This window comes from Planktotalea sp. (genome assembly GCF_039984035.1).
Taxonomy (GTDB): Bacteria; Pseudomonadota; Alphaproteobacteria; order Rhodobacterales; family Rhodobacteraceae; genus Planktotalea.
Genome location: NZ_JBDWVM010000201.1, coordinates 1 through 12,195, shown reverse-complemented (window position 1 = coordinate 12,195; position 12,195 = coordinate 1). Strand labels below are relative to the sequence as shown.

Below are 12,195 nucleotides of genomic sequence, written 5' to 3'. Positions count from 1 at the left end.
CCAGTTGCAGAGTTGGAAGGTGGGGGATATGTGCTCACCCGCCACGCGGATATTATGGACGCTTTCACCAATCCAGCGCTAGGAAACGCGCCATCGCGCTTTTCCACATTGTCTGCGCGCAATGCGCAAAAATATGTTGCTGCGGATTTGGCATCGCATATTCCGCCGTTTTTGGATGGGGTGGAACACAAACAGATGCGCCAAATGGCGTCGCGCAGTTTCTTTAATACATTCAAGGCGATGCCAGGTGAACTTGATGAGCTTGCACAGAGCTATGTCGCGGGTTTGAGCAGTGGTGATGATCTGATTACGGGCGCGTCGCAACCGTTTTCCCTAAGCGCGATGATCGCCTTTTGCGGTCTTCAAGTGACGCCGGATGCGATGAAACCGCTGACACAAGCGTTCTTTCATCTCTTTGCACCGCTTAAGGATCCAGCGGTGTTCAATGAAGTTAATTCCGCGCTTGAAGAGTTTCGAAATGTCATTGCTGCTTCGCTCGCTAATGGTCCGAAGAGCGGCAGTTTGCTTGCTGAAATGCGTGCCTTTCAAGGGGCCAACGACGGCATTAGCGATGCTCAGATCATCGACAACTGCTTGTTGATTTTTGCCGATGGTGTCGAAAATATCGAAGCGGGTGCTGCGAGCTTAATGCTTGTTTTTGAACAGAATAATCTTTGGGATTCCCTCGAAAACGGCGCGCTTGATCTGACGCAAGCTATCCGCGAAGGACTGCGTTTGCAAACGCCTGCGCAGCTTGTGCCAAGGGTTGCACGCGAGGCCTGTGAAATTAGCGGTGTCGCGATCAAGAAGGATATGCCCGTCTTTCTCGCGCTCGCATCTGGCAACCGCGATGTGGAGGTGTTCGCGGGACCCGATCGTTTCGACGCCACGCGCGATTTTGCGAAGGTCGTCACCTTTGGACTGGGGCGTCATCGCTGTATTGGCGAACCTTTGGCGATGATGCAGTTGGGCGCGCTGATGCAGGCCATTGTGTCGTCCAAGCTGCGTCCAGTTGAAGAAACAACGCCGTACCAATGTCGTGTGGGGCATCGGTGGCCGGAAAGTTTGATTGTCAAAAAATATTAGGAATCATAATCTTATCCCTCTTATCCAATCCATTAGATGAAGACTTGAGGGATGTGCTATCAACAATGTCCAAGGCCAGCCAAAATGGACGCCATTTTTTTGGAAAATCAAAACCCAAAGTGATCTCACGACATTCGCCAGCCTTCATGGTCTCGATGATGGGCTTATGCGCTGCAACAGCTTGGGCGATGTGGCCGTCCAAATTGCGGATTTGCGCGGTCACATAAAGCGGCGCGTCTTGGCTGGCGATCCATGCCTCTGTGCCGTTGTTTTCAATCTGGACTGAGATTTCTGCCTGTGTCCCGCGTTTGAAAAGACGGGAGCCGATCATGCGGATGCGGCCTTTTACAGGTCGATCAAACACCGGGGGCGCAAGCTTGGGAAGGCTTTGAACACCGCCGCTTAACGCCGCTTCAATGCGCGCTAAGAAGGGGTCGAGCGGACCTTGTGTCAGCACCTCTGTATGGCCGCCTTTAACGCGAATGACGTCATAGCCCGATGGATGCGCAGGCGCGATAGCACGCTCGGGGAACAGGTGAGTGCGCTGGTAGCGCTCGTAGCGCTCATCGCTCCACAGGTGGAGCACAGGCACCTCAAGAGGCGCGTCAAACCATTGATCCCAAGAGATCACGACCTGCACATCTCGACCCATGTCCATCAAATGCTTTGCCGCGAACCGCATGATCTTAGCGCCTTCACAAAACCCGCCAAGACAGATGGCACCGCTTGGCTGCAAGGCGTTGATCGCTTCTGCGTAATCGCGCGCGAGCACATCATTCATGTCGTCATTTTTGCCGAGCATGAGGAATAACGACCGCATGAGGTAGAGCGGGCGCTTGCCAGCAAAGGCATTGGCGAGCTGTTGATATTCGCCTTCTTCCTGGGCGCACCAGAATAGCGGCGCACCAGGGGCATCGCCGTTTAAAACGCGCATGAACGGCACGCCTGCGACAGCTGGCGCATCCCAATCCTTAAGTCGGCTCTCAAGAAAGATGTGTTTCGGATCGCTCGAATTGGCCGAGGTTTTGATTGGCGCATTTTGCACCGCTTCAACAAACGCGCCAAATTCAGGTGCATCGAACAGCAAGTTCACCGGAAGCGCGCGACCTGTCATGCGTTCGACTTCGAACAGAAATTGCGCGCCTGCAAGGCTATCGCCGCCCGCATCAAAGAAATCGGTTGATGGCTTTGGTTCGCCTTCAGCGCTATCAGGAAGAACAGAGCGCCACGCCTTGGCGATCAGTGTGCTCAGGGCGTTCTGGATCGTTTCAATTTCGACCTCAGGCGCAGGCGCATCCATTGCGCTGAGCGCACGTCGATCGATCTTGCCCGATCCCAATCGTGGCAGTGGGTCGAGCACCAGAATTTTTCGAGGACGTTTAAAGTCTGCCAAATGCTCTTTCAAAGCACTCTTGAGCGCATCCAGAGTGCCGTCTTGGGCGAGCGTCACAGCAAGACCGACGTCTTGGCCCAAGGTCGGGTGCGATTTTGCAAAAGCGGCCGCTTCGATCACGCCGCTATAAGACAGGGCCGCATGTTCAATGTCATGGGGAGAAATCTTTTCGCCGCCGCGATTGATCATTTCTTTGGCGCGCCCTGTGATGAACAGGAACCCATCTTCGTCCAGATGCCCCAGATCGCCCGTGCGCAGCCATTCGCCGTCGCTGAAATGTGTCTCGCTATCAGTGCTTTCATAGCCAGAGGTGACCGCATCACCGCGCACCTGAATTTCACCATCGTGAATGCGCAAATCAACTTCAAACGCTTTACCGACCGAGCCGAATTTGCGTGTTTCCGGGGGTAGGGGGTTTGTGGTAATTTGCCCCGCGGTTTCGGTCATGCCGTACATTTGAATGATCGGGGTTTGGCCAAAGAAGGCTTCGGCTTGGGCTTGGGCCGCTGGGGCGAGGTCGGAAGAGACAGACCGTATAAAACGCAGGTTTTGGCCAATCTCTTGGGCCGCTTCCGCGCTGAGGTCTGCCTGCATTCGCGCCAGCATTGTCGGGACGAGTTGCAGCCAAGTTCCGTTGTGATCAAGAACAGAGGACTGCAGATCACTTGCGCCCATTCCAGCGGAGAAATGCACGTTGCCACCGCCCATCAAAGGCGCGAGCAAAAGATCAACAATCGCGCCGATATGGAACATAGGAAGCGCATGCACGGCGCGATCCTTTGGCGTTAGCTTCAACGCGCGCGCGATGCGCTGCGCACTTAGATGCAACTGCTCTGGCGAAAGAGGGACGCGTTTAGGGGTTCCTGTGGAGCCTGATGTGAGCAGCACAAGGCCCTCGACAGCGTCCTCACCTTGGATAACGGGCAAAGTCAGTTCAGCAGCGGCGCTGAGCGTTGCGCGCGCGATTTTTGCGGTTTCTGCCAGCTCTGCCGCGCGCGGATCATCTGCCAGCTCTGCCGCGCGCGGATCATCTGCATGACTCAAAAGGACACGCGCATTGCCGTCCTGTAAGATCGTCAGAATTTCGCGATCCGTCAGGGCGGGGTTTATCGGCATGACCTGAACGTGGTGCACCATCGCCAAGAGGGAAATCGCCGTTGCAGGCGCATCGGGCAACAAGGTTGCGACGCGGGTGCCACGCGGAAGAGAAGACAGGGTTTGGGCAAGATCGGCAAGGCGGCCAGTTAATTCCTTGCCTGTCATTGCAAAGCCATTTGGCCCTGTCAAAACCGCCGTATCAGACGGGAGCGCCGCCAAAATGGCATGCAGTTTAGAAGTCGAACTCTGCAATGATCTAACCTTTTAACATCAACTCAATAGACCGAAGGGAATTTCGGCAGACTTTGCCAAATTTCTACATGATGTAAAGGCGCGCTCATATCTTTATCCGCGACGTCGGCGTCTGCGGCCACCTGTGCTTGGATCACCGCCGCCCGTGTTGAAACTTACGTTTGGAATAGTCACAATTTTTCCAAGCTCTGGGAACGGATCGGTTTTGTGGGGAATGGCGTTGGCATTGACGAAGTGCTCTTGGAACTTCGGTTCAATCGCCGTTTCGACCTTTGTGATTTCACTCACCATGGCTTCGATCTCGGCGCGCGCGGCCACATTGCACAGGGCGATGCGTGCGCCTGTTCCAGCGGCATTGCCTGCGCTTGTCACCATGTCGAGTGGTGCATCGGGTATCATCCCAAGCACCATCGCGTGTTTTGGTGAAATATGTGCGCCAAAGGCACCGGCAAGCACGACGCGGTCTACTTTATCGACGCCGCGCTCATCCATGAGCAAGCGCGCACCCGCATAAAGCGCGGACTTGGCAAGTTGAATGGCACGAATATCGCCTTGCGTGACTGTGATGCGCGGACCACCATCTTCGCTGGCGTCATGGATCAGATAGGAGTGGGTGCGGCCCTCGGGGATGGCGCGCTGCGTGCCGGTCTGCTCGGCTGAGCCGATCAAACCGCTTTCATCCAACAAGCCAGCAATCCGCATTTCGGCAACAGCCTCAATGATGCCCGATCCGCAAATACCTGTGATGCCCGTCGTTGCGATGGCAAGATCAAAGCCTTCCTCATCCGACCAAATGTCCGAGCCGATGACGCGGAAACGTGGCTCTTTCGTTTCTGGATTGATCTCAAGGCGTTCAATGGCGCCGGGGGCGGCGCGTTGTCCTGAACTGATCTGTGCACCCTCAAAAGCGGGGCCAGTCGGGGAAGAACACGCAAGTACGCGATCTTTGTCACCCAAGAGAATTTCCGCATTCGTGCCCACATCGACAACCAAAACCAAATCGTCTGACTTGCCGGGCTGTTCGGACAAAGCCACCGCAGCGGCGTCCGCGCCGACGTGGCCCGCGATACAAGGCAGGATATAAACGCGCGCGTTGTCGTTCATAGCGTGCAGGTCCATGTCGCAGGCGTTCAAGCTCATCGACTCAGAGGTTGCGAGAGCGAAGGGCGCTTGGCCAAGTTCCACAGGATCGATGCCGAGCAACAGGTGATGCATCACAGGGTTACAGACAAACACCGTCTCAAAGATAGTGTTGGGATCGACCTCTGCCTCTGTCGCGATGGCCTCGGTCAGCCCATTGATTGCGGTGCGAACGGCTGTTGTCATTTCAACGTCGCCGCCCGGGTTCATCATGACATAGGACACGCGGCTCATCAGATCTTCGCCAAAGCGGATTTGCGGGTTCATGAGACCGGAAGAGGCTTTGACTTCACCCGTGACCAGATCACACAGATGCGCCGCGACAGTCGTTGAGCCAAGATCAATCGCCAGACCATAGAGGCCACCCTCATAAAGACCGGGCCAAACATCCAAGATGCGCGCGTGATCTTCATTGTGTCCCTGATACAAAGCGACGGAGATTTGCCATTTGCCCTTGCGCAACGTCGGTTGCAGTTTTCGCAAAATGTTCAGATCGGCGCGCACATTGTCGATGTCCCATTGCTCTTTCAGAGCGCGGGAGACACGTTCAAGATCGCCCGTCGGGGTGTGCATGTCCGGCTCTGCCACTTCGATGAAGTAAAGCTTTGTTGCGGGATCCATTGTGATCGCGCGCGCAGAGGCGGCTTTTCGGATAACTTGTTTATGGACCTGACTTTCTTCGGGCACATCAATGACGATATCTCCTTGAATCGTCGCCTGACAGCCTAAGCGCCGACCTTCTTTGAGGCCGCGTTTGTCATCATAGCGTTGCTCAACCGAATTCCATTCAGACAGCGCGTCCTGATGGGCGGTGACGCCATGTTTGGAAAATTCGCCATAAGACGGGGTGATTTGGCATTTTGAACAAATACCCCGTCCGCCGCAGACACTATCCAAATCAACACCAAGCTGGCGCGCAGCTGTCAAAACAGGTGTTCCAACTGGGAAGGTGCCACGCTTGCCCGAAGGCGTAAATACAACGAGAGGATCGCCAGACATAGATGTTCACCTGTGATAAAAGTTATGCGTTGAATGCTATTTTAAGCGTTCGGGATCAATCAGAAAGCGCACAAACGCCATAATCTATGCGTTGGGCGTCATTCTTTGACGTATCGCCTTTTTTCATAGGGGCTATTGAGGTCTGTGATTTGACATTCCCGCATTGCGCAGCATTACTGCCCGCGCGCTCATATCTGCCAATGTGCGCTTGCTCTCTGCCAAGGACTTTACCATGTCACATCCTGACCAAGACCCATCTGCGACGCCGCCAACCGCGCAGGTCGCAGAGTTCTGGCGCCGCACACCACCCGCGCTTTTCCCCGCTGTGATGGGATTGATGGGCCTCGGGTTGGCATGGAGATTTGCAGCAGGCGCAGAGCCGTTGAGCATCAGCATCTTTGTCAGCAACGTCATCCTCGCTTTTGCCAGCGTCTTGTTCTTTTTCTTGCTGTCTTGCTACCTATCCAAGCTCAGTGTGCGCCCTGCGGTGATTATGGAAGAGCTTGTCAGCGTGCCGGGACGTTCTGGCGTGTCGGGCATGTCCCTCTCTTGCATGCTTTTTGCGGCAGCGGTTTTTCCGCTTTCGCCGATCGTATCTAACATCGCCCTTTTTGCGGGCATGGCGGGTCATGCAACGACGGCGCTTCTGACGATTTTGGTTATGGCGCGATTGGATAAAGGATTTGTCGTTTCGCCAGTCTGGCATTTGACCTTTGTCGGGGTCATCGTGGCAAGCCTCTCGGCAATTCCGCTGGGTTATTTTGGGCTCGCGACGTTTTTGCTCGGCATCACGATTTTCATGGCGGTTCTCGTTTATGGCGTGAGCCTCTTGCAGCTCAGCAAGGCAGAAATGCCAGCGCCGCTGCGTCCGCTTCTTGTTGTGCATCTCGCGCCGTTGAGCCTGTTTACCGGTATATCTGCGCAGCTTGGCTATAACTTTATGGCGCTGTTCTTTGGCACCTTGGCCATTGGCGTTGCAGCGGTCATCGTCAGCCGCATTCGATATATCGCCGTTGCCGGGTTCTCGCCGCTTTGGGGGGCATTTACCTTTCCAGTAGCTGCGTTCACGGTCGCTTTGTTCTCGCTCTCGGATACGGTGCCGCTCTTTGCTTGGATCGCGCTCATTCCCCTTGCTGTTGCGACCTTAACAACGCCCCTGATCGTGGTGCGGGTGTTAATCATGTGGTCAACAGGGGCATTGGCGGCAAAAACAGGCGCTGCAATCGCTTAAAGCGCGCTGAGCCTCTTTTCATTTATTCAAAGCCATGAAATAGGAAACTGCCAAACGTCCCTCCCAAGGAGAACTCTCATGGAGATTCGCGAGGCCCTTACTTTTGATGATGTGCTTTTGGTCCCAGCGGCCTCGAACGTGCTGCCGAGCACGGCCGATACGCGCACATTTGTAACGAAGTCTATTGCTCTTAATATCCCGCTGCTGAGCTCAGCGATGGACACTGTCACGGAAAGCCGTATGGCGATTTCGATGGCGCAGGCAGGGGGCATGGGCGTTATCCACCGTAACCTGAATGTCGAAGAGCAAGCCCGCGAAGTCCGCCGTGTGAAACGTTTCGAAAGCGGAATTGTCTTCAACCCCATCACTTTGACCGCGGATCAAACGCTCGCGGATGCAAAAGCGCTGCAAGAGCGGTATCGCGTGACGGGTTTTCCGGTTGTCGATGAAACGGGCCGCGTCGTTGGCATCGTAACCAACCGTGATATGCGCTTTGCAGAGGACGACAAAACACCGGTTCGCGTGATGATGACCTCTGAAAATCTGGCGATTTTGCAGGAACCAGCAGAGCTTGAAGAGGCGAAAAGCCTGATGAAAGCGCGCCGCATTGAGAAACTTCTGGTGACCGATGGCGAGGGCAAATTGACAGGTTTGCTCACTTTGAAGGACACGGAACAGGCGGTTTTGAACCCAACGGCGTGCAAGGATGATTTGGGCCGTCTGCGCGTTGCTGCGGCCTCGACTGTTGGGGATGCGGGCTATGAACGCTCTGCAGAATTGATCGACGCTGGTGTTGATATGGTAGTGATCGATACGGCGCATGGGCATTCCGAAGGTGTTGCGCATGCAGTGCGCCGCGTGAAAGATCTGGGAAACAACGTTCAGGTTGTTGCTGGTAACGTGGCCACCGCTGCCGCAACGCGCGCGTTGATCGATGCTGGCGCCGATGCGATCAAAGTTGGCATTGGACCTGGCTCCATTTGTACAACGCGCATGGTTGCAGGTGTTGGTGTACCCCAACTGACCGCGATTATGGACTGCGCAAAAGGCGCAGGCGACATTCCTATCATCGCCGATGGCGGCATCAAATTCTCTGGTGATTTCGCCAAAGCGATTGCCGCAGGTGCCTCCTGCGCCATGGTTGGTTCCATGATCGCTGGTACGGATGAAAGCCCTGGAGAAGTTATTCTTTATCAAGGCCGTAGCTTCAAAAGTTATCGTGGTATGGGCAGTCTTGGCGCGATGGCGCGTGGCTCTGCGGATCGCTATTTCCAAAAGGACGCGGCGAGCGATAAATTGGTTCCTGAAGGGATCGAAGGTCAGGTGCCTTATAAAGGCTCTGCAAATGCTGTTGTGCACCAACTCGTCGGTGGTCTTCGCGCCGCGATGGGCTACACGGGCTGCGCGACTGTCGAAGAGATGCGCAAGAACTGTTCCTTTGTGAAAATCACGGGTGCTGGCCTCAAAGAAAGCCATGTGCATGATGTGCAGATTACGCGTGAATCCCCGAATTACCGGATCGGGTAGGGCAGCACGATGACCCCCGGCGCGCGCGTTCAGGCCGCAATTGAGTGTCTTGATGATATTTTCGCGGGTGCGCCGGCTGAAAAAACACTGACCGCTTGGGCGCGGCGATCAAGGTTTGCTGGATCCAAAGATCGCGCCGCTGTGCGCGATCATGTGTTCGATGTCCTTCGCAATCGCGACAGTTGCATCGCGCTCGGCGGGTCTTTGACAGGACGCTCAGCGATGATCGGGCTGTGTCTGCTCCAAGGTGTTGAGCTGGAGACGATCTTAAGTGGCGTCGGTCACGCACCTTCAGTTCTGAGCGACGAAGAGCAAGCGCTGCTATCGCAAACGGGCGATTTTTCGAAGCAGGTCGAAAACCTATGGGATATGCCCAAGATTTGGCAAGATACGCTCATCGCGTCTCATCAGGATAAAGCGCTCGCAATTGCTCAAGCCTTGCGCGCGCGCGCACCCGTCGATTTGCGTGTGAATATACGCAAAACGACGCTTGAAGCCGCTCAAACCAAACTTGCAGGCGAAGGCATAACCGCCGTTCCATGCCGCATCTCTGATACCGCACTTCGCGTTGTTGAGGGCGCTAGAGCTGTGAAAAATTCACAGTCCTACTTGGATGGTTTTGTGGAACTCCAAGATGCGGGTAGCCAAGCGCTCGTGGATGAACTTCCGCTGAGCGACGGCATGAGAGTTCTTGACTATTGCGCTGGCGGGGGCGGCAAAAGCCTCGCTATGGCTGCGCGGGTTCGTGCCAAGTATTTTGCGCATGACAAAGACACAGGCCGGATGAAAGACATTGACGCACGCGCAAAACGTGCGGGTGTAAAGATAGAGTGCCTAAGCCCTTCAGCAGTCGAAAAGCAGGCGCCTTTTGACATGGTTCTATGTGATGCACCGTGCTCTGGTTCAGGGGCATGGCGCCGTAGCCCGGATGCGAAATGGCGCTCTGATTTAGAACGTTTGAACCAACTCACCGAAATTCAATCTGAAATTCTCCTTAAGGCCAAGGGTTTGGTTCGTTCCGGAGGGTACCTAGCTTACGCGACATGCTCGCTTTTTGCAGAAGAGAATGAAGATCAGATTAAGAATTTTCTCAGCAAACTTCCCGAGTTTGATTTGATTTCGCAAAAGTCTTGGACACCCCTTCAAAATTGCGATGGTTTTCATGTAAGCGTGTTGCGCCTTATGGGCGAGTAGTTGCAACTTGAAGTGGATTTTTTGCTGCTGTTAAGATATGTTTAAACTCTTCGCTCTAGCAGCGTTGAACATATCTCTAGGAGCAGGCTTTGGCAGAAACGCTAGACGCGACCCATTTAGATGACTTGGATATTAAGTCTAAAGGTCAGAACAATGTAACACTTCCCTTTTTGGGGGTGATGTTTCTAACGTTGGGCTTTTGGTCGCCATCCAAAGTGGTAACACTTGTATTTCTAACAGTCGCCGCGGTTCTTTTTTTGGGGTGGCTCTTGCGGTTAAGCCAGAGTTTTGTCGGCAAAAAGTCAAATCATAGAGAACTGAAAGTTGCCAAAACCCTGTTTCGAAAGGACAGTCGTGCAACGGTTATCAGTGAAATGGATGGCACGGTGCTCTGGCGCAATCCTGTTGCAATCGATGTGTTTTCTAATGAAACCTATCTAACGCGGTCGGTCAGTGAACTCATTAAGAATACGCTACCCAGTTCGACAGCCATCGTGCGCCGTTTATTGGCGCAAGCTGTCAGTCAGGGGCAAAGCAGGGAACGCATGTTTGGCCCGAATGGCCCGCTCAACATTCAAGTCGAAAAGGTGGGGACATTTTTGCTTTGGCGGTTCTCGCCGGAAGTCGTTTTGAATGCGCCGGAATCGCCAGAAACCGCGATGCTAACCGTTGGGCGTAACGATACGATTCTTTATATGAGCCCGCTTGCTAAAACACTTATTGGTCAAAGAGTTACTTCATTAAAGCGGCTGTTTTCTCCTATTAGTTCCGAAGCTTCGGGTGTTCGGACAATCGTGACAAAAGCGGGTAACAAACAGGTCAAAATACGTGAGCAAATTTTGCACCGAGATCGCAAGCATGTCTTTTTAACGCCTGTAGAATCTGAAGCGAAAATTAGTGAAATCTCGCTAAGTGATCTCCCGGTTCCACTATTGCGCCTCGATCAACAGGGCGGGTTGGAACATGCCAATGAGGCGGCATTGGCGTTGCTTGGGCGAACCAATGTTGTGGGTCTTTCGTTAAAGGATATTTTCGAGGGCTTTGGTCAGACCCTTGAGGATTGGATTGCAAAAACAAACAGTCATTCACAGACTGCAGATGTAGAATTTTTACGGGTCTTGGGGATCAAAAAGGAGATTTTTGTTCAAGTCGTTTTGAAGCGGATCGGAAGCGGAAAAAATATTAAAATTATTGCGCTGCTTAACGATGCAACCAAGTTGAAATCGCTTGAAGCTCAATTTGTTCAAAGTCAGAAAATGCAGGCCATCGGTCAGCTCGCAGGGGGCGTAGCGCATGATTTCAACAACCTGTTGACCGCAATTTCCGGCCATTGCGATCTTATGCTTTTGCGTCATGACCCGGGCGATCAAGACTACGCAGATTTGATGCAAGTCCACCAAAACGCCAATCGTGCGGCTGGCCTCGTCAGTCAACTCCTTGCCTTCTCGCGAAAGCAGACTTTACGGCTTGAACATATGGATATTCGAAACACGCTTTCGGATTTAACACATCTTTTGAACCGCTTAGTGGGCGAAACTGTGACGCTTACCTTATCCCATGATCCTGTTCTAAAACCTGTACGCGCTGATAAAAGACAGCTTGAACAGGTCATTATGAACCTCGTTGTGAATGCGCGAGATGCGATGCCCAATGGCGGTGAGATAACAATTGAAACCGAAAGCATGACGCTCAACTCTGCGATGCGACGGGAACGGGTCGCTGTTCCGAGCGGGGATTATGTTGTGGTGCGTGTGCGCGACGAGGGGACGGGTATCGACCCAGATGCGCTGCAGAAAATTTTCGAGCCCTTCTATACGACAAAGAGAACGGGTGAGGGTACGGGATTGGGCCTCTCGACTGCTTATGGGATCGTAAAGCAAACGGGTGGATACATTTTCGTAGATAGCGAAGTCGGTTCAGGGACTTGTTTCTCCCTGCTATTTCCAGCTGCTGAAAACAATGAAAAGGACGTAGAAACCAAGCCTGTTATTCTGGAAGACAAAGTTAAAGAACACTCTGATGGTGTTGTTCTGCTGGTTGAAGATGAGGCGCCAGTGAGGGCGTTTGCATCGCGTGTTCTATCGATGCGCGGGCTTGAAGTGTTGGAGGCCGAATCTGCCGAGCAAGCGCTTGAGATATTGTCAGATAGAACGCTCAAGATTGATGTTTTCGTAACGGATGTCGTCATGCCTGGCATGGATGGTCCAACTTGGGTCCGCATGGCGCTTGAGGAAAGGCCGGATGTGAAAGTGGTCTTCGTCTCGGGGTACGCAGA

The 12,195-nt window shown here is 53.6% G+C and carries 7 protein-coding genes; 5 read left to right on the top strand and 2 right to left on the bottom strand.

What is annotated here, in order from left to right; translation table 11 throughout:
* Positions 1-1,086: cytochrome P450 (locus ABJQ89_RS09345; protein ID WP_348495980.1), on the top strand; the 1,086-nt coding region annotated here is incomplete at its 5' end.
* Here ABJQ89_RS09345 and ABJQ89_RS09340 read toward each other — a convergent pair.
* The gene (locus tag ABJQ89_RS09340; protein WP_348495979.1) at positions 1,073-3,829 is read right to left on the bottom strand and encodes an AMP-binding protein; all 2,757 of its coding nucleotides are present in this window, start codon (positions 3,827-3,829) and stop codon (positions 1,073-1,075) included. The two genes, ABJQ89_RS09345 and ABJQ89_RS09340, sit on opposite strands and share 14 nt — an antisense overlap.
* A gap of 93 nt (positions 3,830-3,922) precedes the next feature.
* Positions 3,923-5,968, bottom strand: a complete 2,046-nt coding sequence (locus ABJQ89_RS09335) for an ASKHA domain-containing protein (RefSeq protein WP_348495978.1) — start codon at positions 5,966-5,968, stop codon at positions 3,923-3,925.
* A 232-nt stretch (positions 5,969-6,200) separates the two neighbouring features.
* Here ABJQ89_RS09335 and ABJQ89_RS09330 point away from each other — a divergent pair, with 232 nt between their 5' ends.
* The 4 genes from ABJQ89_RS09330 to ABJQ89_RS09315 all read left to right on the top strand — a co-directional run.
* Positions 6,201-7,199: a tellurium resistance protein gene (locus tag ABJQ89_RS09330; RefSeq protein ID WP_348495977.1), complete on the top strand. Its 999-nt coding sequence runs from the start codon at positions 6,201-6,203 to the stop codon at positions 7,197-7,199.
* A gap of 78 nt (positions 7,200-7,277) precedes the next feature.
* Complete coding sequence (gene guaB / locus ABJQ89_RS09325; RefSeq protein WP_348495976.1) at positions 7,278-8,726, top strand: IMP dehydrogenase; 1,449 nt, start codon at positions 7,278-7,280, stop codon at positions 8,724-8,726.
* A gap of 9 nt (positions 8,727-8,735) precedes the next feature.
* Entirely contained in the window at positions 8,736-9,920 is a 1,185-nt protein-coding gene (locus ABJQ89_RS09320; RefSeq protein WP_348495975.1) for an RsmB/NOP family class I SAM-dependent RNA methyltransferase, read from the top strand.
* An 89-nt stretch (positions 9,921-10,009) separates the two neighbouring features.
* A partial coding sequence (locus tag ABJQ89_RS09315) for an ATP-binding protein (RefSeq protein ID WP_348495974.1) occupies positions 10,010-12,195 on the top strand: 2,186 nt, incomplete at its 3' end.